This window comes from Agrobacterium sp. 22-210-1 (assembly GCF_053522525.1).
Window position 1 is genome coordinate 1,363,638 of the sequence record NZ_JBNWCI010000001.1, and the last position, 22,282, is coordinate 1,385,919.

The window sequence follows — 22,282 nt, forward strand, 5'->3', positions numbered from 1 at the left end:
CCGTCACGATCAGAAGTCGACGATCTTGCCGTCTGCAAGCGTTACCCGTCGGTCCATGCGGGCAGCGAGGTCGTGGTTATGTGTGGCGATCATCGCCGCAAGGCCGGACTGGCGCACCAGGGCCTCCAGCGCATCGAAAACATAATGCGCGGTCTCGGGATCGAGGTTGCCGGTCGGCTCATCCGCAAGCAGCAGAAGCGGCGCATTGGCAACCGCGCGCGCGATCGCCACACGCTGCTGCTCGCCGCCGGAAAGTTCGGCCGGGCGATGTTCGCCGCGATGGCCGACGCGCATGTAATCCAGCAGGGCGCTCGCGCGCTTGCGCGCCTCAGCCTGCGTCAGACCGGCGATGAGCTGCGGCATCATTACATTTTCCACCGCCGAAAACTCCGGCAGCAGGTGATGGAACTGATAAACGAAGCCGATATCGCTGCGACGGATCGCCGTGCGGGTTTCATCCGGAAGCCCGTTGCATGGCGCGCCGTTGATGAAAACCTCACCCGCATCAGGATGTTCCAGAAGCCCCGCCAGATGAAGCAGTGTGGATTTTCCGGTACCGGAGGGGGCGACGAGCGCCACCATCTCACCGCTTCTCAATTCAAAATCGGCCTTGCGCAGAATGGAAAGCGACGTTTCACCCTGACCATAGGTCCGTTCCACGCCGGTAAGCCGCAGCACTGTTTTTTTTGCCATATTGCGAAGCGGTCCTTATTCGTAACGCAGGGCCTGCACCGGATCGAGCTTGGAGGCCCGCCATGCTGGGAAGATCGTTGCCAGGAAAGAAAGCGTCAGCGCCATGATGACGACGGTGATGGTCTCGCTCAAATCCATTTCGGCCGGCAACTGGCTGAGGAAATAAAGCTGCGGGTCAAACAGAACCGTGCCGGATATCCAGGAAAAGAACTGCCGGATGGATTCCACATTGAGGCAGACGATGACGCCCAGCGCCACCCCGGCAAAGGTGCCGACCGTGCCGATGGCCGCCCCGGTCATGAAGAAGATGCGCATGACCGCGCCGGAACTGGCCCCCATGGTGCGCAGAATGGCGATATCGCTGCCCTTGTCCTTCACCAGCATGATGAGGCCGGAAATGATGTTCAGCGCCGCCACCAGAACGATGAGCGTCAGGATCATGAACATCACGTTTCGTTCCACCTGCAGGGCGGAAAAGAAGGTCTGGTTCCGCTGTCGCCAGTCGGTGATATAAATCTGCCGTTCTGCCGCCTGCTCCACCAGCGGCCGGATGCCGTCAACGTCATCAGGGCGGCTGACATAAAGCTCGATGGATTGCACGATGCCGTCGGCATTGAAATAAAGCTGGGCTTCGGACAGCGGCATATAGATCATCGACGCATCATATTCCGACATGCCGATCTCGAAGACGCCTGAGATCTTGTAGGATTTGACGCGCGGATTGACGCCCATCGGCGTCACGTCGCCTTCCGGCGAAATGAGGGTGATGTCATCTCCCGCCGTCACGCCAAGCTGCGCCGCAAGCCTGGAGCCGACCAGAACGCCATCGCCTGCCATGAAGCCGACGAGATCGCCGGTCTTGATGTTGCTGGCGACTTCCTTGATCTTGTCGATATCCTCCTGGCGCACGCCACGCACCAGCGCGCCGGAGCCTGCGCCGCCGCGGCCGGAGGCCAAGGTCTGGCCTTCCACCAGCGGCAGGGCCATGGTGACGCCCGGCACGGCGGAAAACTTCTTCGCCAGCTCATCATAATTATTGAAGGGCTGGTCGATCGGCTGGACGATCATATGGCCGTTAATGCCGAGAATGCGCGAAATCAGCTCGGTACGGAAACCATTCATGACAGCCATGACGATGATGAGCGTTGCAACGCCCAGCATGATGCCGACAAAAGAAAAACCGGCGATGACGGAAATGAACGCTTCCTTGCGCCGCGACCGCAGATAGCGCCATGCCACCATGCGTTCGAAAGCGGAAAAAGGCCGGGCGGTCTTTTCCCGGGCGGAAGGAGCCGCACCCTTGTCAGCATCGGCTTTTGCCATGTCGTCTCCCTGATCTCAATTTGCAAGATCGGTCTTTTCCAAAGATCGGTCCCAATCGTAGCGGCGCCTGCGCCATAAAACCGGAGCGGTCTTCGCATGAAGGCCGCTCCCATCTTTCCGTTCGCGCTTAGCCAAGCGCCTTGTTCATTGCCGCCTCGATTGTGACGGTTTCACGTTCGCCGGTCTTGCGGTCCTTCACTTCGACTTCGCCGTTCGCAACAGAACGCGGGCCGACGATGATCTGCATCGGCACACCGATCAGATCGGCGGTGGCGAATTTCTGGCCCGCGCGGTCGTCGGTATCGTCGTAAAGAACATCCTTGCCGGCGTTGGAGAGCTGATAATACAGCTTTTCGCAAGCCGCATCACAGGCCGCATCGCCAGCCTTCATGTTGATAATGACAACATCAAAAGGCGCGACCGAGGCCGGCCAGATGATTCCGTTCTCATCATGCGATGCTTCAATGATGGCGGGAACAAGGCGTGTCGGGCCAATGCCATAGGAACCCATGTGGACAGGGTGTTCCTTGCCGTCCTTGCCCTGCACTTTCGCGCCCATCGGCTCGGAATATTTGGTGCCGAAATAGAAGATGTGGCCAACTTCGATACCGCGTGCGGAAAGACGCTCACCATCGGGAATGGCATCATAGGCTGCTTCGTCATGCATTTCGGAGGTGGCGGCATAATCGGCCGTCCACTCGTCGAATACACCCTGAAGGGCTGCGACATCGTCGAAATCGGTATTTTCAGCCGGAATGGCACGGTCGAGGAAGCTCTTGTGGCAGAAGACCTCGGATTCGCCGGTATCGGCCAGAATGATAAATTCGTGGCTGTGATTGCCGCCGATCGGGCCGGTATCGGCGCGCATGGGAATGGCGCGCAGGCCAAGGCGCTCGAAGGTGCGCAGGTAAGCCACGAACATCTTGTTGTAGGAGTGGATCGCGTCTTCCTTGGTCAAGTCGAAGGAATAGGCGTCCTTCATCAGGAACTCACGCGAACGCATGGTGCCGAAACGCGGACGCACCTCGTCGCGGAACTTCAGCTGGATATGATAAAGGTTCAGCGGCAGGTTCTTGTAGGACTTCACGTAGGAACGGAAGATGTCGGTGATCATCTCCTCATTGGTGGGGCCGTAGAGCATCTGACGGTCCTGGCGGTCCTTGATGCGCAGCATTTCCTTGCCGTAATCATCGTAACGGCCGCTTTCTTGCCAGAGCTCGGCGGTCTGCAGGGTCGGCATCAGAAGCTCGATGGCGCCGGAACGGTCCTGCTCCTGGCGGATGATCCTATTGACCTTGTCCAGCACGCGCTTGCCGAGCGGCAGCCAGGAATAAATGCCAGCCGATTGCTGCCGGATCATGCCCGCACGCAACATCAGGCGGTGGGAGACGATCTCCGCTTCCTTGGGATTTTCCTTCAGGATGGGCATGAAATAACGGCTGAGACGCATGACGGCTTCCATTGATGTGGACGACGGCGCGCAAAGGCGCGGGAATCGCCCCGAATAAAGGGATATTGGCGCCGGATATAGCCGTTTCCCGCCAAGAAGAAAACCCGCCATGAAAAGAGGGTTGAAGGCGATTTCGTGGCATTTTCGAGATAGCTAATTCGCGTCAAAACGCTTTGACCGGAATATTATTCTTGATCCGGTGCGACAAATTGCACCACAGAGAATTTTTTGCCGACTGTAACAAATATGCAAAAAATGAGATGACAAGCATGGGTGATTGAGCTAGCTTTAGCTTACAAAAGAGGCAAGAAGTTTAAATTCTTGTCATTTTCGCGGTCAGTCTTGGGAGGATCAGATCTTAGGCGCGCTCGTCGCTGCCCCGGCAACGGTTACAGATCACGCGAAACCTGAAAAACAAGGCTGAAAGGCCTTGTTTTTTTTTGATCTCAGCACACGACAATGCCCCGGCGGGCTATTCCGGTAAAATTGTGACGGTGAATCAGCCGCCCAATACGCTTATGCTGTGTGCACGACAGAGATGACATCCATATGACACCCTCAGATACGCCTTGCGGCGACACGGACAGAGCTGCCGTATTTTCAGTCATCCCGGTTTTGAGGTGGAATGCACTCGATACGTTGTAAACGTAACGGAGTGACGTTTTCCAGGTCACGAACTCAGTGGAATGAAGCTTCGAGACTTCAGTCGTAAACGGGAACAATTCTCGGGAGATCGTCGAGGCTGAAGCCGAACCACCAGGATCCGCCGTACCACACACCACAGATCAGGGCAGATATCAGTGTTGTCCACAGAACGATGCGGCCGCCTCGGAAGCGGGATGGCGCGCTGGCGATGGTGCCAAGCGCCACGTCGCCGTCTTCCGCCTGGGTGCGAAGTCCAATCGGCAACACAACAAAAAGCACCGTCCACCAGACGATGAAATAAACGGCGAAGACCGAAAGAAGCGGCATGTGATCCTCCTGCACAATTGGCTTCTTGTAACGCATTCATCCGTAAAGCGGAATCACTTCTCCGCAAAAAGCCTTGGAAGGAAGAACAGAACCGTGCTTTGAGCAGGCGCTTTCAGACCGTGGACCAAGGCGAACGACCTATCCTCCGTCATGCCGGACTCGATCCAACATCCCAGCCATGCCGCGTCTGCGCCGTGAGACGAGTCTTCAAGCGATCGAGGGCTCCCGTTGGACCCCGGATCTAGTCCGGGGTGACAGGGTGCGGATGATACGGTCACCCGAAAGCTCTTGCCTCCCCGCTCAAACCTTTGTGACGAAAACCGTTACGATCGGCTTCTTGCCCCAGGTCTGGTTGGCGGCGGCGCGAACGGCGCGGCGCACCGCTTCGCGCAGCAGTTCCAGATCCTTGCGGCGGGCGCGGGGAATGCTCTCCACAGCGCCGAGAACGGCGTCATAAAGCGTGTCCTCCATGTCCTCGCCCTCGTCATCGAATTCCGGCAGGCCGAAAGGCACGACATCGGGATCACCGAGGAAGTCGTAACGGCTATCCAGCACGACATTGACGGAGACGTGACCGGCGAAGGAGAGTTTGCGGCGGTTGCTGATGCCCATCTCGTCCATGTCGCCAATGAGATTGCCGTCCTTGAAGACGCGGCCATGCGGCGCATCATCGATGACTTCCGCAGGACCGGGGGCCAGACGCAGAACATTGCCGTTGCGCACCTTCGGCACCTGCGAAATGCCGGCCTGTTCGGCAAGTTCCTTCTGCGCCACCAGATGCGCCGCCTCGCCATGGACGGGCACAACGATCTGCGGCTTCGTCCATTCATACATCTTCAGAAGTTCGTTGCGGCGCGGATGGCCGGAAACATGGACCAGCGCTTCGTTGTCGGTGATGATATGGACACCCTGCTCGATCAGGCCGTTCTTGATGTCGATGATGGCCTTTTCATTGCCGGGAATGGCGCGAGACGAAAACACCACCGTGTCACCGGAAGCGAGCGCCACATTGCGCATCTCGTCACGCGAGAGTTTGGCAAGGGCGGCACGCGGCTCACCCTGCGAACCGGTCAGGATCAGCACCACCTTGTCGCGCGGAATATAGCCATATTCATCTTCGGCAAGGAATGGCTTGATGCCTTCCATGATGCCGAGGTCCTGCGAGACGTTGACGACGCGCTTCAGCGACGAGCCAAGCAGCAGCACCTCACGGCCCGCGGCCTCTGCGGCCTGCGCAATCGAGCGGATACGCCCGACATTGGAGGAGAAGGTGGTAACGGCCACTCGGCCTTCAGCATTCTCAATGATCTGCCGCAGGCCTTCGGAAACCTCGTGTTCGGAGGGCGAAACGCCATCACGGACGGAGTTGGTACTGTCGCACATCAGCGCCAGAACACCCTCTTCACCGATGGCGCGGAAGCGGGCTTCATCCGTCAACGGACCGAGCGACGGCGCTTCATCGATTTTCCAGTCGCCGGTATGGATGACGTTGCCGAGCGGTGTGCGGATGACCAGCGACATCGGCTCCGGGATGGAGTGGTTGACGCCGACGGCTTCGATTTCGAACGGACCGACATTGATGCGGTCGCCAGCCTTAAAGGGCGTGATCGGAATTTCGGCGCGGCTGCCCTCATAGGCGCGCTTGGCTTCCAGCATGCCGGCGGTGAAACCCGAGGCATAGACCGGCACGTTGATGCCCGGCCACAGATCGTTCAGCGCGCCGTAATGGTCCTCATGGGCGTGGGTGATGATGATGCCTTTGAGGTTTTTCTTCTGTTCGGCGATATAGGTGATGTCGGGCAGCACCAGATCGACGCCCGGCAGATCGAGACCGGCAAAGGTCACGCCGCAATCCACCATGATCCATTCACGCTTGCTTGCCGGACCGTAGCCGTAAAGCGCCAGATTCATGCCGATTTCACCGACGCCGCCAAGCGGCAGGAAGACCAGTTCGTCCTGTTTAGCCATTGTTTTTCTTATCCATTCGCGTGCGCGCGTGGACGACGGCACTTTGCCGCGCCCCGCGCATGTTTGCAGCATCGGGCCTGTTAAACCATCTGATCGACCGGGCCGATGCGGAGCCGGTCTGCCATCCTGCTTTTTTTGAGCTGCAGGAAAACTCCAACCTGTGGGATCCGGTTCGGCGCGGGTCCTTGGTCCGCACCGTTCACCTCGAGCATTTTCGCTTTTCTCCGAAACGCGAAAATGCCCTACCTTTTTGTTTTTACGCATTTTCCTGACGTAAAACCGCTACGCACTTTTACTGGAAATGCTCTCATCCGAAAAACACATCGCCGGCGGCAATGGAACGCCTTGCGCCCTCATCCTCATCCAGCAGCAAATAACCATTATCATCAATTCCGACGAAACGCCCGCCGATCGAGCGATCGGGGAAGTTGACCGTGATATGTTCGCCGATGCCGCAGGCCGCCGCCCGCCAGCCGGCCATGACACCGGCCACACCCCTGCCCTCATCCCAGTCTCGCAGCACATCGGCCGTCTCGCGGAACAGATGGGCGAAAAGTTCGTCGGGAGAGCAGGAAGAGCCGTGTTCGGACAGCATGGTGACGGGATAAAGCGGATTGTCCGGCTTATGGGCGATATTGATACCGATGCCGATGACGATTGCCCGCCGCCCATCCGGCAGGAGTTCCGCTTCCATCAAAATGCCGCAGGTCTTCTGACGGCCAATCAGCACGTCGTTCGGCCATTTGATCTCAAGCGGCGCGCCGCCTGTCGGCAGGACCGCCCGGATGGCGCGATAGACAGCCAGCGCAAAGGCAAGCGGCAAAGAGCCGATACGGTCCATCGGCGCAGGATCGATGAGAAGAAGAGACGCATATAGATTACCGGGTTCGGAAACCCAGGGCCGACCGCGACGCCCGCGCCCACCGGTCTGGCGGATGGCGGTAATCCACAGATTGCCGCCATCACCCGCCCTTGCACGGGCGAAACATTCTATGTTGGTCGATGGCGTTTCCACCATCGCCTCGTGCCGGAAGTCATCGATGGACATCCGGCCCGTATGCTGCGGCGTGTCGATCAAAAGAACGTCTTTGCTGCAACCGTGACCGCGTTGCCAAGCGCACCGCCGAAGACGACGAAAGCGACAACAAACAGACCCGAAAGCGCATAAACCACCTTCAGCTCGCCCGCCGGACGCTCGAAGCTACCCTTGGCTTCATCGAACCACATGACCTTGACGATGCGGATATAATAATAAGCGCCGACAACCGAGCCGATCACGCCGATGACGGCGAGCGGATAGAGCTTGGCTTCGATGGCTGCAAGGAAGACGTAATATTTGCCGAAGAAGCCGGCGAGCGGCGGAATGCCGGCAAGCGAGAACATCAGGATCGTCAGAACCACCGCCATGAACGGGTTGGTGGACGAAAGCCCGGCCAGGTCCTCGACATTTTCGACATTGCCGATTTCCTTGCGGCGCATGGAGAGAATGCAGGCGAAAGTGCCGAGCGTCATGACCATGTAGATGGTCATGTAGAGGATGACGCCCGAAATGCCTGCCTGCGTGCCGGCGGCAAGACCGACCAGTGCATAACCCATGTGACCGATGGAGGAATAGGCCATCAGGCGCTTGATGTTCTTCTGGCCGATCGCGGCAAACGAGCCGAGCAGCATCGAAGCGATGGAGATGAAGACGACGATCTGCTGCCAGTCGGCAAAGACCGGCTGGAAAGCTTCAACGACGATGCGCACGAAGATCGCCATGGCGCCGATCTTGGGTGCCGCCGAAAGAAAGGCGGTGACCGGGGTCGGCGCGCCTTCATAAACGTCCGGCGTCCACATGTGGAACGGCACGGCCGAAATCTTGAATGCGAGGCCGGCGAGAACAAAGACCAGACCAAAAACCAGACCAAGCGAACGGGTTTCCGACGCCAGAACCTGGGCGATTTCGGTAAAGCCGGTATTGCCGGTGAACCCATAAACCAGCGACATGCCGTAAAGCAGCATGCCGGAGGAGAGCGCGCCGAGAACGAAGTACTTCAGGCCGGCTTCCGTGGAGCGCAGGCTCTCGCGGTTGATGGCGCAGACGACATAAAGCGCCAGCGACTGCAGTTCCAGCGCCATGTAGAGCGAGATCAGGTTGTTGGCCGAGATCATCAGCAGGATGCCCAGCGTCGCGAGAACCAGCAGCACCGGATATTCGAAACGGCCGATCGGCTCGAAGCGGCCCTGGCCGACAGCGAGGATCATGGCGGTGATGGAACCGATCAGCGCCAGCACCTTCATGAAGTTACCGAAGGAATCGGCGATGTATACACCGCCGAAGGCAACGCCCGACGCCGGGGCGAAAATGATCCAGAGACCGACGACGAGCAGGAGGGCAACGGCAAGGCCGGTGACCGTCGTTGTCGACTTGTCGCCCGAGAAGACGCCAATCATGAGCAGCGCCAGCGCGCCGACCGCAAGGATCAGCTCGGGCGTCGCGATGTGCAGACTGGCAAAGAGGATTTCAGCGGTCATGTCCAACGGGTCCTGTCGTCAATTCATAGTGAGCGCAACATTTTGCGCCGCCTGCAATGCAGCCGAATAGTTGTTTACCAGAAGATCGACCGATGCGGCTGTCGCATCGAACACCGGTGCCGGATAAACACCGAAGAAGATCGTCAGCGCAACCAGCGGATAAAGGATGACCTTTTCGCGGGTCGACAGATCGAGCATCGCCTTCAGGCTTTCCTTCTCCAGCGCACCGAAGATCACGCGGCGGTAAAGCCACAGCGCATAGGCGGCCGAGAGGATGACGCCGGTTGCCGCAAACAGTGCGACCAGCGTGTTGGCGCGGAAGACGCCGACCAACGTCAGGAATTCGCCAACGAAGCCGGAGGTGCCGGGCAAACCGACATTGGCCATGGTGAAAATCATGAAGGCGACCGCATATTTCGGCATGTTGTTGACGAGACCACCATAGGCGGAAATCTCGCGGGTGTGCAGCCGGTCATAGACAACGCCGACGCAGAGGAAGAGCGCGCCAGATACGATACCGTGCGACAGCATCTGGAAGATCGCGCCCTGCACGCCCTGCACGTTGGCGGCGAAGATGCCCATGGTCACGTAACCCATGTGGGCGACGGAGGAATAGGCGATCAGCTTCTTGATGTCGTCCTGCATCATCGCCACCAGCGAGGTGTAGATGATGGCGAGAACCGACAGCGTGAAGACGAAGGGTGCGAAATAATCCGAGGCCAAGGGGAACATCGACAGCGAGAAGCGGATGAAACCGTAACCGCCAAGCTTCAGCATGACGCCGGCAAGAATGACGGAACCAGCGGTCGGCGCCTGAACGTGGGCGTCGGGCAACCAGGTATGCACCGGCCACATCGGCATCTTGACCGAGAAGGCCGCAAAACAGGCAAGCCATAGCCAGGTCTGCATGCCGGCCGGGAAGCCGTATTTCAAGAGTTCGGTCATGTCCGTCGTACCGGCCTGCCAGTACATGGCCATGATGGCGAGCATGGTCAGAACCGAACCGAGCAGCGTGTAGAGGAAGAACTTGTAGGATGCGTAGACGCGATCCTTGCCGCCCCAGACGCCGATGATGATGAACATCGGGATCAGCGTCGCTTCGAAGAAGACGTAGAAAAGAACCGTATCCAGCGCCACGAAGACGCCGATCATGACGACTTCCAGAAGCAGGAAGGCGATCATGTATTCCTTGACGCGCTTCTCGATCGATTCCCAGCTTGCCAGCACGCAAAACGGCATGAGGAAGGTGGTGAGGATGACGAACAGCATGGAGATGCCGTCGACGCCCAGATGGTAGGCGGCGATGTTGCCGAACCAGGCGTGTTTTTCGACCATCTGGAAACCGGGATTCGAATTGTCGAAACCGATCCAGATGAACAGCGACACCAGGAAGGTGAAAACGGTCGTCAGCAGCGAGACATTGAGAATGTTGCGGCGACCATAGGGGCCGTTCTCATTGGTCAAGAGCAGGAGCACCACGCCGACGAGCGGCAGAAAGGTGACCGTTGAAAGAATGGGCCAATCGGTCATCAGAGGGCACTCCCGAGCATCATCCAGGTGACAAGCGCCGCGATGCCGATCAGCATCGCAAAGGCATAATGATAGAGGTAACCGGATTGCAGGCGGACCATGCGGTTGGTCACGTCAACCACACGCGCTGCAATTCCGTTCGGTCCATAGTGGTCGATGACGGCAACGTCGCCCTTCTTCCACAGGAAGCGGCCAAGCGCCTTTGCGGAACGAACGAAGAGGAAGTCGTAGAGTTCGTCGAAGTACCACTTGTTGAGAAGGAACTGGTAGAGGCCGCGATGGGTCTCGGCCAGACGCTTCGGCGTCTCGGGCGACTTGATATACATGTACCAGGCGGTCACGAAACCAAGGGCCATGGCGAAGAACGGGCTCCACTTGACCCACAGCGGAACGTGGTGGAATTCCTCGAGGATTTCGTTTTCCGGAAGCGTAAAGAGCGCGCCCTTCCAGAACTCGGCATATTCATGGCCGAAGAAATAACCTTCGAAGGCCACACCGGCAAAGATCGCGCCGATGGTGAGGATGAAGAGCGGGATCAGCATGACCATCGGCGATTCATGCACATGGTGCATGACGTCGGCCGAAGCGCGCGGCTTGCCGAAGAAGGTCATGAAGGCCAGACGCCAGGAATAGAAGCTGGTGAACAGCGCGGCGATGACCAGAAGCGTGAAGGCGAAACCTGATAGCACCGAATGGGACGCGTAAGCGGATTCGATGATGACGTCCTTCGAGAAGAAGCCGGCAAAGCCGATCATCGTGCCCGGAATACCGACGCCGGTCAGCGCAAGCGTGCCGACGGTCATGGTCCAGAAGGTGATGGGGATGTGCTTGCGCAGGCCACCCATGTAACGCATGTCCTGCTCGCCATCGACGGCATGGATGACCGAGCCGGCGCACAAGAACAACAGGGCCTTGAAGAAGGCGTGCGTGAAGAGGTGGAACACGGCAGCGCCATAAGCGCCGACGCCGAGCGCCACGAACATGTAACCGAGCTGCGAGCAGGTCGAATAGGCGATAACGCGCTTGATATCGTTCTGCACAAGACCGACGGTCGCCGCGAAGAAAGCGGTGATCGCGCCGATCAGCGTCACGACGGTCAGCGCATCCGGCGACAATTCAAACAGCGGCGACATGCGGGCGACGAGGAAGACGCCGGCGGTGACCATGGTTGCGGCGTGAATAAGGGCCGACACCGGGGTGGGGCCTTCCATCGCGTCCGGCAACCAGGTGTGCAGCAGGAACTGCGCCGATTTACCCATGGCGCCCATGAACAGCAGCAGGCAGACGCCGGTGATGGCGTTGGCCTTGTCGAGCTGCATGCCGAAGAGGTTGATCACGGTGTCCGTCGAGGCGGCACCTTCTGCCGGCAGATAGGTGCTGGCGGCGGCGAAGACGGTTTCGAGATTGATCGAGCCGAACAGCACGAAGACGCCTGATATGCCAAGGATGAAGCCGAAGTCACCGACGCGGTTGACGATGAAGGCCTTCATGGCGGCAGCAGAGGCCGATGGTTTCTTGAACCAGAAGCCGATCAGCAGATAGGACGCCAGACCCACGCCTTCCCAGCCGAAGAACATCTGCAGCAGGTTATCGGAGGTCACCAGCATCAGCATCGCGAAGGTGAAGAGCGACAGATAGGCGAAGAAACGAGGACGATGCGGATCGTGGTGCATGTATCCGATCGAATAGAGGTGCACCAGCGTCGAGACCGTGTTGACGACGACGAACATGACGGCCGTCAGCGTATCGATGCGGAACGCCCATTCGACGTCGATGCCGCCGGACTGGATCCAGCGCAAGACAGTAACCTTGATCACCTCGCCCGGCTCACCATGGGCAAGCGCGACGGTGAAGAAGACGATCCACGACAGGATGGCGACCACGATCATCAGACCGGTGGTGACATATTCCGACGCCTTGGCGCCGATCGAGCGGCCGAACAGGCCGGCGATCAGGAAGCCGATCAGTGGAAGAAAGACGATAGCCTTGTAGATCATAGCCTTATCAGCCCTTCATCATATTGACGTCTTCAACGGCGATCGATCCGCGGTTGCGGTAGAAGACAACGAGTATTGCAAGACCGATGGCCGCTTCGGCAGCTGCGACGGTCAGAATGAACAAAGCGAAGACCTGGCCGACAATATCGTTCAGGAAGGCCGAGAAGGCCACCATGTTGATGTTGACCGCCAGAAGGATAAGCTCGATCGACATGAGGATGACGATGACGTTCTTCCGATTGAGGAAGATGCCGAAGACGCCAATCGTGAAGAGGATGGCGCTGACCGTCAGGTAGTGGGAAAGACCGATTTCCATATTCTGTTTCCTTGGATCCGTTCGCCTTCAGATGCCCTGGCCCGGCTTGACCTTGACCGTGGTGACGGCGGTCTTCGGGTCGCGGCCGACCTGCGTGGAGATATCCTGCCGCTTGATGTCGGTGCGATGACGCAGGGTCAGCACGATGGCGCCGATCATGGCCACCAGCAGCACGAGACCGGCGAGCTGGAAGAAGTAGACGTAATTGGTATAGAGCACATCGCCGAGTGCAGCCGTATTGGTGCGCTCCGCCGCCGGTGGGATCGGCATGGTGATCGATTTTGCCGCAACCGGGTTCAGCACGCTGCCGCCGACCACAACGATCAGCTCAGCCGCCAGAATGACACCGATGAGCGCGCCGACCGGGGCATATTGCAGCACACCGGAGCGCAGCTCGGCAAAATCCACATCCAGCATCATGACGACGAAGAGGAAGAGCACCGCGACCGCGCCGACATAGACCACCAGCAGGATCATGGCGAGGAATTCGGCCCCCGTCAGCAGGAACAGCGCGGCTGCGTTGAAGAAGGTCAAAATCAGGAAGAGCACCGAATGAACAGGGTTCTTCGATGCGATGACCATGAACGCAGACGCCACGGCGACGAAAGCGAATATATAAAAGAATACAGCGTGCAGACCCATCTTGGTGCCTTCTTGTCCTCATCGGGAGAAGATGGCTTCAAGCCCCCTCACCCGTTTCGTCCCCGCCGGCGAAAACCGCGCAGGCATTTTACTTTTCATCGCTTTCCGGGGTCTCCCCCGGAAAGACGGTTGCACCTTAACGGTAAGGTGCATCCAGTGCGAGGTTGCGCGCGATTTCACGCTCCCAGCGGTCGCCATTGTCGAGAAGCCTCTGCTTGTCGAAATAAAGCTCCTCGCGGGTCTCCGTCGCGAATTCGAAGTTCGGACCCTCGACGATGGCGTCGACCGGGCAGGCTTCCTGGCAGAAGCCGCAATAAATGCACTTCACCATGTCGATATCGTAACGCACCGTGCGGCGGGTGCCGTCATTGCGGCGCGGGCCGGCTTCGATGGTGATCGCCTGAGCGGGACAGATCGCTTCACACAGCTTGCAGGCGATGCAGCGTTCTTCACCGTTCGGATAACGGCGCAGAGCGTGCTCACCACGGAAGCGCGGAGAGACCGGACCCTTTTCGAAAGGATAGTTCACCGTCGCCTTCTGCTTGAAGAAGTGGCGCATCGTCAGGAAGATCGCACCGACGAACTCCTTGAGGAACAGTGAATTGACGGCTTGGGAAAGGCTTGCCATCTCAAACTCCAGATTTCTGAGCGAGGAGTACGGACATCAACCGGCCCACCCCGTCAGCTTCAATACGAATGCAACAATAACGACCATGGCGAGCGACAGCGGCAGGAACACTTTCCAGCCGAGACGCATGAGCTGGTCATAACGGTAACGCGGAACGAAGGCCTTGGTGAGCGCGATCATGAAGAAGACCATGCAGCCCTTCAATGCGAACCAGACAATGCCCGGAACCCAGTTGAGGAACCACACATCCACGATCGGCAGCCAGCCGCCCATGAACAGGATCGTCGTCAGGCAGCAGATCAAAACGATCGCAGCATATTCACCGAGCATGAACATCATGTAAGGCGTGGAGCCATATTCGACCATGTGACCGGCAACCAGTTCCGATTCCGCTTCCGGAAGGTCGAAGGGCGGACGGTTGGTTTCGGCAAGGCCCGAAATGAAGAACACGATGAACATCGGGAACAGCGACAGCCAGTGCCAGTCAAGGAACGAGGCAGGCAGGCCGAGCATGGTGCCGAGGCCGGTCTTCTGGGCAAGCACGATGTCCGTCAGGTTCAGCGAGCCAACGCAAAGCAGAACGGTGACGATGACCAGACCGATCGACACCTCATAGGACACCATCTGCGCCGCCGAACGCAGCGCGCCGAGGAAGGGATACTTCGAGTTCGAAGCCCAGCCGCCCATGATGATGCCGTACACTTCAAGCGAGGAAATCGCGAAGATATAGAGAATGCCGACATTGATATTGGCGACGACCCAGCCATCCGCAAAGGGGATGACCGCGTAGGTGGCGAGCGCCAGCGTCACGGCAACCAGCGGCGCCAGAAGGAAGACCGCCTTGTTGGCGCCGGCCGGAATGACCGGTTCCTTGAGGATGAACTTCAAAAGGTCGGCGAAGGACTGGAAGAGACCGAAGGGACCAACGACGTTTGGACCACGGCGCAGCTGCACGGCTGCCCAGACCTTGCGGTCGGCGAGCAGCAGGAAGGCGATGGCCACCAGAAGGCAAACGAGAAGCAGCAGGGACTGGCCGACCATGATCAGCGCGGGCCAGACGTAGCTCCAGAAAAACTGTTCCATAAATCCCCTACCCTTACTCTGCCGCAGCCTGGAAATTGTTGCGGGCCAATGCGGAGCACTCGGCCATGACGGCGGATGCGCGCGCAATCGGGTTCGTCAAATAAAAGTCTTTTACCGGCGAAGCAAACGCCGACTTGTTGAGCGAGCCGGTCTTGCCGGCCAAAGCCTCGATATCCTTACCGTTGCCGGCGGCGATCTCGTCGGTTTCCGCCAGATGCGGATGCGCGACATAAAGCTGACCGCGCAGCGCCGACAGCGAATCGAACGGCAGCTTCTTGCCGAGAACGTCGGAAAGCGCACGCAGGATCGCCCAGTCTTCACGGGCTTCGCCCGGTGCGAAACCGGCGCGGTTGCCCAGCTGCACGCGGCCTTCGGTGTTGACCCAGATACCGGACTTTTCGGTATAGGCCGCACCCGGAAGGATAACGTCGGCGTTCATCGCGCCCAGATCGCCATGGCTGCCGATATAGACGGTGAACTTGGCACCCTTGTTCGAGAGGTCGAGTTCATCAGCGCCGAGCAGGAACAGAACATCCATGGACGCGACCATTTCAGCGGCGGCAACACCGCCCTCGCCCGGCACGAAGCCGATATCGAGACCGCCGACGCGGGCAGCTGCGGTGTGCAGAACAGAGAAACCGTTCCACTCTTCGGTGACAGCACCAACCGACACGGCAAGCTTTGCAGCAGCAGCGAGCACGGCTGCACCATCGGCGCGCGCAAGAGCGCCCTGGCCGATGATGATCAGCGGGTTCTTGGCGGATTTCAGCTTGTCAACGAAGCTGTGCGAGCCATTGGCCAGATCGGAGAGCGTTTCAGCACCCGAGCCGAGATATTCATAATTGTAGCGCAGTTCACCAGCTTCGCCGATCACGCCGATCGGGAAACCGCCGCGACGCCAGCGCTTGCGGATGCGGGCGTTGAGGACAGCCGCTTCGAAACGCGGGTTCGCGCCAACGATCAGCAGTGCGTCCGCCTGCTCGATGCCTTCGATCGTGGAATTGAAGATGTAGCTGGCGCGGCCGAGCGAAGGATCGAGCGCTGCGCCATCCTGACGGCAATCGACATTGGCCGAACCGAGCGACGCGAGAAGCGACTTCAGCGCGAACATTTCTTCAACGGAAGCCAGGTCACCGGCGATTGCGCCGATCTTGTTGCCCGACGTTGCGGCAACAGCCTGCTTGATCGCGCCGAAGGCTTCGCCCCAGCTTGCCGGCTGCAGACGGCCATCCTTGCGGACGTAAGGCCGGTCGAGGCGCTGCGTCTTCAGACCATCCCAGATGAAGCGGCTCTTGTCGGAAATCCACTCTTCATTGATCGCTTCGTTGACGCGCGGCATGACGCGCATGACTTCGCGGCCACGGGTATCGACGCGGATGGCCGAACCGAGCGCATCCATCACGTCGATGGTTTCGGTCTTGTTCAGTTCCCACGGACGGGCGGTGAAGGCGAAAGGCTTGGAGGTGAGCGCGCCGACCGGGCAGAGGTCAACAACGTTGCCCTGCAGCTCCGAGGTCATCGCCTGCTCGAGATAGGTGGTGATTTCGGCATCCTCGCCGCGGCCGATGAGGCCGAGTTCGGCTATGCCGGCAACTTCCGTGGTGAAACGGACGCAGCGCGTGCAGTGGATGCAGCGGTTCATGACCGTCTTGACGAGCGGGCCGATATATTTGTCTTCAACCGCGCGCTTGTTTTCCGCGTAACGCGAACCGGCGATACCGAAGGCCATAGCCTGGTCCTGCAGGTCGCATTCACCGCCCTGGTCGCAGATCGGGCAATCCAGCGGGTGGTTGATGAGCAGGAATTCCATCACGCCTTCGCGGGCCTTCTTGACCATCGGCGTGTTGGTGAAAACCTCAGGCAATTCGCCGTTCGGGCCACCGCGAACGTCGCGCACGCCCATGGCGCAGGAGGCGGCAGGCTTGGGCGGTCCGCCCTTTACCTCGATGAGACACATGCGGCAGTTACCCGCGACCGACAAGCGCTCATGAAAACAAAAGCGCGGAACTTCGGCACCAGCCTCCTCGCACGCCTGCAACAGCGTGAAATGATCCGGAACCTCGATCTCTTTACCGTCAACCTTGAGCTTTGCCATGGTCCTACTTACGTCCTGTTGCCTGTTCGTCCCATGTCTCACACGGTCCGCAACAAATCCTTAATCGCGCCCGGCATCCAGAAGGTTTGCCAGACGTTTCATGGTGTTGCGGGGCCGGATATTTCCGGCTCCGCTCGAAGCCTTTGATGCTTATTCAGCGGCTTCCAGAACAGCGCCATCATCCATGGCCCTGTAGGTATATTGGTCGATGCGCTTTTCGATTTCCGGACGGAAATTGCGGATCAGCGCCTGTACCGGCCATGCGGCGGCGTCGCCGAGCGCACAGATGGTGTGGCCTTCGATCTGCTTCGTCACTTCGAACAGCATGTCGATTTCGCGCTTCTGGGCATTGCCCTTGACCATGCGTTCCAGCACGCGCCACATCCAGCCGGTACCTTCACGGCACGGCGTGCACTGGCCGCAGCTTTCATGCTTGAAGAAGGCCGCGATGCGGGCAATCGCCTTGATGACGTCGGTGGACTTGTCCATGACGATCATGCCGCCGGTGCCGAAGGAAGACTTCACTTCGCGCATGCCGTCGAAGTCCATGATGGCGTCCTTCATGTCCTCACCGCGAACGATGGGGCAGGATGCGCCGCCGGGGATGACGCCGAGCAGATTGTCCCAGCCGCCGCGAATGCCGCCGCAATGGGTTTCGATCAGCTCGCGGAAGGACAGGCCCAGCGCGTCTTCGAAGGTGCAGGGACGCTCGACATGGCCGGAGACCATGAACAGCTTGGTGCCGACATTGTTCGGACGACCGATGGACGAGAACCATGCAGCACCTCGGCGCAGGATGGTCGGCGCAACAGCGATCGATTCAACGTTGTTGACGGTCGTCGGGCAGCCATAGAGGCCCATATTGGCCGGGAACGGGGGTTTAAGGCGCGGCTGGCCCTTCTTGCCTTCAAGGCTTTCAAGCAGAGCCGTCTCTTCGCCGCAGATATAGGCACCCGCGCCGTGATGGACGTAGATGTCGAAATCCCAGCCGTTCTTGTTGTTCTTGCCGAGCAGGCCGGCATCGTAACATTCGTCGATGGCCGCCTGCAGCGCCTCACGCTCGCGCATATATTCGCCGCGAACATAGATATAGGCGGTATGCGCGCCCATGGCGAAACCGGCGATCACGCAGCCTTCGATCAGCGTATGCGGATCGTTGCGCAGGATTTCGCGGTCCTTGCAGGTACCGGGCTCGGATTCGTCGGCGTTGACGACGAGATAATGCGGACGGCCGTCATTTTCCTTCGGCATGAAGGACCACTTGAGACCGGTCGGGAAGCCTGCGCCGCCGCGACCGCGAAGGCCGGACGCCTTCATCTCGTTGATGATCCAGTCACGGCCCTTTTCGATGATCTGCTTGGTGCCGTCCCAATGGCCGCGCGCTCTCACGCCCTTCAGGGATTTATCCTTGAGGCCGTAGAGATTGGTAAAGATGCGATCCTGATCTTTTAACATGCTTCACCTCTTACCGCGGCTTCTTGCCGAAGACCCTGATATACTCGGCTTCGCCACCCTTGGCGAGCGCCCCAGCCTGCTTGATCCACTCGTCGCGTTCGATGCGGCCCTTGAAATTCAGATAACCATCGACCCAGTCGCATTCGGCCTTTTTCCAGTCGGCGACCTGCGCGAAGGTGAAGATGCCGAGCTCGTGCAGCGTGCCTTCGATCTTCGGACCGACGCCGGAAATGAGCTTCAGGTCATCAGGCGTTGCGGGCTTTTCGATGCCGGCCGGGCGATCCTTGGAATCGAGCGACGGCTTCGCAGATCCCGAAGCTTCCTTTTCGGCGGCCTTCACATTGGCTTCAGCAGCCTTCGGCTCGTTTGCCGGTGTCTTCAGCTTCGGATCGGTTTCCGGCGCATCGGTCTTCGGCTTTGCGGCGTTGGCCGGCGGAACCGGTGCGGCATCCGCCGCCACTTCGGCCGGCTTGTCGAGATTGGAGCGATCCGGCTTGATCTCTTCCGTCAGCGTCGTCAATCCACCGACCGGAACCGACTCGTGTCGGTCGATCTGCGGGCCGGTCTTGACGGTGTCGCCCTTGCCCGCCTCGAACGTGTCGATGATCTCTTCCAGGCGCTCGGGCGTCAGGTCCTCATAGGCATCCTTGAAGATGATGACCATCGGCGCGTTGACGCAGGCGCCCTGACATTCCACTTCTTCCCACGACAGCGTGCCGCTCTCATTGGTGTGCAGCGGATCGTGATGGATCTTCTTGCGGCAGACATCCATCAGCGCTTCGGAGCCGCGCAGCATGCAGGGCGTGGTGCCGCAGACCTGAACATGGGCGCGTGTGCCGACCGGCTTAAGCTGGAACTGCGTATAGAAGGTCGCCACTTCCATGACGCGGATATAGGCCATATCCAGCATGTCGGCGATCTTTTCGATGGCGGCGCGGGTAACCCAGCCGTCCTGCTCCTGCGCACGCATGAGCAGCGGGATAACCGCCGATTGCTGGCGTCCCTCAGGATATTTCAGAATCGTCTTTTCCGCCCACGCGGTATTTTCCGCATTGAAGGCAAACGCCACGGGCTGGAACTGATCTTCGGCTAGTCGACGAACGGACATACTTCCTCACGCCTTTTCAGTTTAACGTCTCACAACGCGATCTCGCCACCGTGACGAATTCGCAGGCGTAAGCCGCCTTGTCTTTTTGCATGAACACAATGAACTTGCTGCCGTTCGGAACCGAGGCCTTGATCTCGTATCCAGACGACAGAAGCTGCTTGATGGTAGAACCGCCGCCGCTTGACAGCGACACGCCACCCTCGCCCGTCGCCGTCTGGGCGAGAACGGGGGCAGACATCGCAGCAAGAAAAGCCAATATGGCCAGCGGCAGACGCATCAGCGGTCGACCTCCCCGAACACGATGTCGAGGGAGCCGAGAACGGCTGTAACGTCAGCAAGCTGATGGCCCTTGCACAGGAAATCCATGGCCTGCAGGTGTGCGTAACCCGGAGCGCGGATCTTGCAGCGGTAGGGCTTGTTGGAACCGTCCGCGACCACATAGACGCCGAACTCGCCCTTCGGCGCTTCGACGGCGGCGTAAACTTCGCCGGCGGGAACGTGGTAACCTTCGGTGTAAAGCTTGAAATGGTGGATCAGCGCTTCCATCGAGCGCTTCATCTCGCCGCGCTTGGGCGGAACCACCTTGCCGTCAAGCGAGGAAACCGGGCCGATGCGGTGCTTGCCGGACAGAAGATCGACGCACTGCTTCATGATCTTTACCGATTCGCGCATTTCCTGCATGCGGATCAGGTAACGGTCATAGCAGTCGCCGTTCTTGCCGACGGGGATGTCGAATTCCAGATCGGAATAGCACTCGTAAGGCTGCGAACGACGCAAATCCCAGGCAGCACCGGAACCGCGCACCATCACGCCCGTAAAGCCCCAGGCAAAGGCATCTTCGAGCGAGACGACGCCAATATCGACGTTACGCTGCTTGTAGATGCGGTTATCGGTCAGCAGGCCCTCGATATTGTCGAGAACGGTGAGGAACGGATCGCACCATTTGCCGATATCGTCCACCAGCTCCGGCGGCAGGTCCTGATGCACGCCGCCCGGACGAACATAAGCAGAGTGCATGCGGGCGCCGCAGGCACGCTCATAGAACACCATCAGCTTTTCGCGTTCTTCGAAACCCCAGACCGGCGGCGTCATCGCGCCAACGTCCATGGCCTGCGTCGTGACGTTCATGATGTGCGACAGGATGCGGCCGATTTCCGAATAAAGCACGCGGATCAGCTGGCCGCGCATCGGGATTTCGAGACCGAGCAGCTTTTCAACGGCGAGCGCGAAAGCATGTTCCTGGTTCATCGGCGCGACATAGTCGAGACGGTCGAAATAGGGAACGGCCTGAAGATAGGTCTTGGTCTCGATCAGCTTTTCGGTGCCGCGATGCAAAAGACCGATATGCGGATCGACGCGCTCGACGATTTCGCCGTCCAGTTCCAGAACCAGACGCAGCACGCCGTGCGCGGACGGATGTTCCGGACCAAAGTTGATCGTGAAATTGCGGACGTTATGCTCAGTCATTCTAGTGCTCCGCCGAGGTGATCATGGCGATGAATTCGGGGCCGGTCATGTTCTGCGTGGTTTGCGCGAACGAGTAGCTCGAAGGCTTCTCATCCGTGAAAATCTGCTGCGCGAAGGTGAAGCTGGAAGGGTTGTCGAAAGCCTGCAGCGAAACTGCAAAATGTTTGCCATCCTTGGAACGCCACATCAACGTGCTGCCGCAGGTCTTGCAGAAACAGCGCTCGCCCCATTCCGACGAGGAATAGACGCCGAGATTCTCTTCGTTTTCGAAAGCGATATCAACGCATTCGACAGCCATGAACGCACCGCCGGACCAGCGGCGGCACATGGAGCAATGGCAAACGCCGAATTCGCGGGCGCCAATGCCGGCATTGAAGCCAACGGCGCCGCAAAGACATTGTCCATGCTCTGTCGCGGGGGCTTGGCTCATTGCTTGGCCTTTTCGTCACCCGGGAGAACATATTCGGTTCCTTCCCAAGGGGAAAGGAAGTCGAAGTTACGGAATTCCTGCTTCAGTTCGACCGGCTCATAAAGAACCCGTTTCAGAACGTCATCGTAACGCACTTCAACAAAGCCGGTAACCGGAAAATCCTTGCGCAGCGGATGGCCTTCGAAACCATAGTCGGTGAGGATGCGACGCAGGTCCTTATGGCCCTCGAAAGGAATGCCATACATATCCCAGGCTTCGCGCTCGAACCATTCCGCGCCCATGTAGACGGAGGTCGATGAAGGAACGCCTTCGTCTTCCGCCACCTGCAGCTTGATGCGCACGCGCAGGTTCTGGCGCGGCGAAAGAAGATGGTAGACGACATCGAAACGCTTCTCGCGCTGCGGCCAGTCAACGCCGCAAATATCGATGATGTTGACGAAACCGCACTGCACGTCGTCGCGCAGGAAGGTCAAAAGCGCGATCACGCTTTCAGTGGTCGTGTTCAGCGTCAACTCGCCATAGGCGATATCGGCAGATACCACGAGAGAACCGCGCGCTTCCTTAACGTAAGCAGCAAGATCGTTGAGAGCTTCGCTCATTATCTATCC

At 59.0% G+C, this 22,282-nt stretch carries 21 protein-coding genes; 1 reads left to right on the top strand and 20 read right to left on the bottom strand.

Annotated elements, in window-relative coordinates:
* Positions 1-9: 9 nt before the first annotated feature.
* The 5 genes from ACQZ5F_RS06825 to ACQZ5F_RS06845 all read right to left on the bottom strand — a co-directional run bounded on the left by ACQZ5F_RS06825 (position 10) and on the right by ACQZ5F_RS06845 (position 6,406).
* Positions 10-693 (bottom strand): ABC transporter ATP-binding protein, encoded by a 684-nt coding sequence (locus ACQZ5F_RS06825; RefSeq protein ID WP_052818533.1) that lies wholly within the window; start codon positions 691-693, stop codon positions 10-12.
* 15 nt (positions 694-708) lie between these two features.
* Complete coding sequence (locus ACQZ5F_RS06830) at positions 709-2,016, bottom strand: lipoprotein-releasing ABC transporter permease subunit (protein WP_046800303.1); 1,308 nt, start codon at positions 2,014-2,016, stop codon at positions 709-711.
* Positions 2,017-2,143: 127 nt separating this feature from the next.
* Entirely contained in the window at positions 2,144-3,466 is a 1,323-nt protein-coding gene (gene proS, locus ACQZ5F_RS06835; protein WP_046800376.1) for a proline--tRNA ligase, read from the bottom strand.
* Positions 3,467-4,168: 702 nt separating this feature from the next.
* Positions 4,169-4,474 carry a DUF1467 family protein gene (locus ACQZ5F_RS06840; RefSeq protein WP_052818535.1) on the bottom strand — a complete coding sequence of 102 codons (306 nt, stop codon included), beginning with the start codon at positions 4,472-4,474 and terminating at the stop codon, positions 4,169-4,171.
* Between the two features lie 264 nt (positions 4,475-4,738).
* Complete coding sequence (locus ACQZ5F_RS06845; protein WP_448731083.1) at positions 4,739-6,406, bottom strand: ribonuclease J; 1,668 nt, start codon at positions 6,404-6,406, stop codon at positions 4,739-4,741.
* Between the two features lie 59 nt (positions 6,407-6,465).
* Between ACQZ5F_RS06845 and ACQZ5F_RS06850 the strand changes: the two genes are divergently transcribed.
* Positions 6,466-6,678 carry a hypothetical protein gene (locus ACQZ5F_RS06850; protein WP_225244328.1) on the top strand — a complete coding sequence of 71 codons (213 nt, stop codon included), beginning with the start codon at positions 6,466-6,468 and terminating at the stop codon, positions 6,676-6,678.
* 35 nt (positions 6,679-6,713) lie between these two features.
* Here ACQZ5F_RS06850 and ACQZ5F_RS06855 read toward each other — a convergent pair whose 3' ends face one another.
* The 15 genes from ACQZ5F_RS06855 to ACQZ5F_RS06925 form a co-directional block, all read right to left on the bottom strand.
* Positions 6,714-7,454: a biotin--[acetyl-CoA-carboxylase] ligase gene (locus tag ACQZ5F_RS06855; RefSeq protein WP_052818608.1), complete on the bottom strand. Its 741-nt coding sequence runs from the start codon at positions 7,452-7,454 to the stop codon at positions 6,714-6,716.
* A gap of 26 nt (positions 7,455-7,480) precedes the next feature.
* Positions 7,481-8,923 carry an NADH-quinone oxidoreductase subunit NuoN gene (nuoN, locus tag ACQZ5F_RS06860; protein ID WP_052818609.1) on the bottom strand — a complete coding sequence of 481 codons (1,443 nt, stop codon included), beginning with the start codon at positions 8,921-8,923 and terminating at the stop codon, positions 7,481-7,483.
* Between the two features lie 18 nt (positions 8,924-8,941).
* Positions 8,942-10,453 (bottom strand): NADH-quinone oxidoreductase subunit M, encoded by a 1,512-nt coding sequence (locus ACQZ5F_RS06865; protein ID WP_046800306.1) that lies wholly within the window; start codon positions 10,451-10,453, stop codon positions 8,942-8,944.
* On the bottom strand, positions 10,453-12,450 hold the full coding sequence (nuoL, locus tag ACQZ5F_RS06870; RefSeq protein WP_052818537.1) for an NADH-quinone oxidoreductase subunit L: 1,998 nt from the start codon (positions 12,448-12,450) through the stop codon (positions 10,453-10,455). Before nuoL ends, ACQZ5F_RS06865 begins: the two co-directional genes overlap by 1 nt.
* A gap of 7 nt (positions 12,451-12,457) precedes the next feature.
* On the bottom strand, positions 12,458-12,766 hold the full coding sequence (gene nuoK, locus ACQZ5F_RS06875) for an NADH-quinone oxidoreductase subunit NuoK (RefSeq protein WP_003521516.1): 309 nt from the start codon (positions 12,764-12,766) through the stop codon (positions 12,458-12,460).
* Positions 12,767-12,793: 27 nt separating this feature from the next.
* Complete coding sequence (locus ACQZ5F_RS06880; protein ID WP_052818538.1) at positions 12,794-13,408, bottom strand: NADH-quinone oxidoreductase subunit J; 615 nt, start codon at positions 13,406-13,408, stop codon at positions 12,794-12,796.
* Between the two features lie 136 nt (positions 13,409-13,544).
* The gene (gene nuoI / locus ACQZ5F_RS06885) at positions 13,545-14,036 is read right to left on the bottom strand and encodes an NADH-quinone oxidoreductase subunit NuoI (RefSeq protein ID WP_003512679.1); all 492 of its coding nucleotides are present in this window, start codon (positions 14,034-14,036) and stop codon (positions 13,545-13,547) included.
* A gap of 36 nt (positions 14,037-14,072) precedes the next feature.
* Positions 14,073-15,119: an NADH-quinone oxidoreductase subunit NuoH gene (gene nuoH / locus ACQZ5F_RS06890; RefSeq protein WP_046800309.1), complete on the bottom strand. Its 1,047-nt coding sequence runs from the start codon at positions 15,117-15,119 to the stop codon at positions 14,073-14,075.
* Positions 15,120-15,132: 13 nt separating this feature from the next.
* The gene (gene nuoG / locus ACQZ5F_RS06895) at positions 15,133-17,214 is read right to left on the bottom strand and encodes an NADH-quinone oxidoreductase subunit NuoG (protein WP_052818539.1); all 2,082 of its coding nucleotides are present in this window, start codon (positions 17,212-17,214) and stop codon (positions 15,133-15,135) included.
* Positions 17,215-17,364: 150 nt separating this feature from the next.
* The gene (gene nuoF / locus ACQZ5F_RS06900) at positions 17,365-18,669 is read right to left on the bottom strand and encodes an NADH-quinone oxidoreductase subunit NuoF (protein WP_046800311.1); all 1,305 of its coding nucleotides are present in this window, start codon (positions 18,667-18,669) and stop codon (positions 17,365-17,367) included.
* Between the two features lie 10 nt (positions 18,670-18,679).
* Positions 18,680-19,777: an NADH-quinone oxidoreductase subunit E gene (locus ACQZ5F_RS06905; protein ID WP_225339915.1), complete on the bottom strand. Its 1,098-nt coding sequence runs from the start codon at positions 19,775-19,777 to the stop codon at positions 18,680-18,682.
* 16 nt (positions 19,778-19,793) lie between these two features.
* Positions 19,794-20,054: a hypothetical protein gene (locus ACQZ5F_RS06910; RefSeq protein ID WP_046800312.1), complete on the bottom strand. Its 261-nt coding sequence runs from the start codon at positions 20,052-20,054 to the stop codon at positions 19,794-19,796.
* Complete coding sequence (locus ACQZ5F_RS06915) at positions 20,054-21,244, bottom strand: NADH-quinone oxidoreductase subunit D (RefSeq protein ID WP_020012326.1); 1,191 nt, start codon at positions 21,242-21,244, stop codon at positions 20,054-20,056. Before ACQZ5F_RS06915 ends, ACQZ5F_RS06910 begins: the two co-directional genes overlap by 1 nt.
* Position 21,245: 1 nt before the next feature.
* Positions 21,246-21,674 carry a GFA family protein gene (locus ACQZ5F_RS06920; protein ID WP_046800313.1) on the bottom strand — a complete coding sequence of 143 codons (429 nt, stop codon included), beginning with the start codon at positions 21,672-21,674 and terminating at the stop codon, positions 21,246-21,248.
* A complete protein-coding gene (locus tag ACQZ5F_RS06925) occupies positions 21,671-22,273 on the bottom strand; it encodes an NADH-quinone oxidoreductase subunit C (RefSeq protein ID WP_046800314.1) in 603 nt (200 codons plus the stop codon). Before ACQZ5F_RS06925 ends, ACQZ5F_RS06920 begins: the two co-directional genes overlap by 4 nt.
* Between the last annotated feature and the right edge of the window lie 9 nt (positions 22,274-22,282).

Excerpts from the sequence above, each read along its gene's own strand:
- ACQZ5F_RS06825 (WP_052818533.1), bottom strand. The coding sequence starts at position 693 with ATGGCAAAAAAAACAGTGCTGCGGCTTACCGGCGTGGAACGGACCTAT.
- ACQZ5F_RS06830 (WP_046800303.1), bottom strand. The coding sequence starts at position 2,016 with ATGGCAAAAGCCGATGCTGACAAGGGTGCGGCTCCTTCCGCCCGGGAA.
- proS (WP_046800376.1), bottom strand. The coding sequence starts at position 3,466 with ATGCGTCTCAGCCGTTATTTCATGCCCATCCTGAAGGAAAATCCCAAG.
- ACQZ5F_RS06840 (WP_052818535.1), bottom strand. The coding sequence starts at position 4,474 with ATGCGTTACAAGAAGCCAATTGTGCAGGAGGATCACATGCCGCTTCTT.
- ACQZ5F_RS06845 (WP_448731083.1), bottom strand. The coding sequence starts at position 6,406 with ATGGCTAAACAGGACGAACTGGTCTTCCTGCCGCTTGGCGGCGTCGGT.
- ACQZ5F_RS06850 (WP_225244328.1), top strand. The coding sequence starts at position 6,466 with ATGTTTGCAGCATCGGGCCTGTTAAACCATCTGATCGACCGGGCCGAT.
- ACQZ5F_RS06855 (WP_052818608.1), bottom strand. The coding sequence starts at position 7,454 with ATGTCCATCGATGACTTCCGGCACGAGGCGATGGTGGAAACGCCATCG.
- nuoN (WP_052818609.1), bottom strand. The coding sequence starts at position 8,923 with ATGACCGCTGAAATCCTCTTTGCCAGTCTGCACATCGCGACGCCCGAG.
- ACQZ5F_RS06865 (WP_046800306.1), bottom strand. The coding sequence starts at position 10,453 with ATGACCGATTGGCCCATTCTTTCAACGGTCACCTTTCTGCCGCTCGTC.
- nuoL (WP_052818537.1), bottom strand. The coding sequence starts at position 12,450 with ATGATCTACAAGGCTATCGTCTTTCTTCCACTGATCGGCTTCCTGATC.
- nuoK (WP_003521516.1), bottom strand. The coding sequence starts at position 12,766 with ATGGAAATCGGTCTTTCCCACTACCTGACGGTCAGCGCCATCCTCTTC.
- ACQZ5F_RS06880 (WP_052818538.1), bottom strand. The coding sequence starts at position 13,408 with ATGGGTCTGCACGCTGTATTCTTTTATATATTCGCTTTCGTCGCCGTG.
- nuoI (WP_003512679.1), bottom strand. The coding sequence starts at position 14,036 with ATGGCAAGCCTTTCCCAAGCCGTCAATTCACTGTTCCTCAAGGAGTTC.
- nuoH (WP_046800309.1), bottom strand. The coding sequence starts at position 15,119 with ATGGAACAGTTTTTCTGGAGCTACGTCTGGCCCGCGCTGATCATGGTC.
- nuoG (WP_052818539.1), bottom strand. The coding sequence starts at position 17,214 with ATGGCAAAGCTCAAGGTTGACGGTAAAGAGATCGAGGTTCCGGATCAT.
- nuoF (WP_046800311.1), bottom strand. The coding sequence starts at position 18,669 with ATGTTAAAAGATCAGGATCGCATCTTTACCAATCTCTACGGCCTCAAG.
- ACQZ5F_RS06905 (WP_225339915.1), bottom strand. The coding sequence starts at position 19,777 with ATGTCCGTTCGTCGACTAGCCGAAGATCAGTTCCAGCCCGTGGCGTTT.
- ACQZ5F_RS06910 (WP_046800312.1), bottom strand. The coding sequence starts at position 20,054 with ATGCGTCTGCCGCTGGCCATATTGGCTTTTCTTGCTGCGATGTCTGCC.
- ACQZ5F_RS06915 (WP_020012326.1), bottom strand. The coding sequence starts at position 21,244 with ATGACTGAGCATAACGTCCGCAATTTCACGATCAACTTTGGTCCGGAA.
- ACQZ5F_RS06920 (WP_046800313.1), bottom strand. The coding sequence starts at position 21,674 with ATGAGCCAAGCCCCCGCGACAGAGCATGGACAATGTCTTTGCGGCGCC.
- ACQZ5F_RS06925 (WP_046800314.1), bottom strand. The coding sequence starts at position 22,273 with ATGAGCGAAGCTCTCAACGATCTTGCTGCTTACGTTAAGGAAGCGCGC.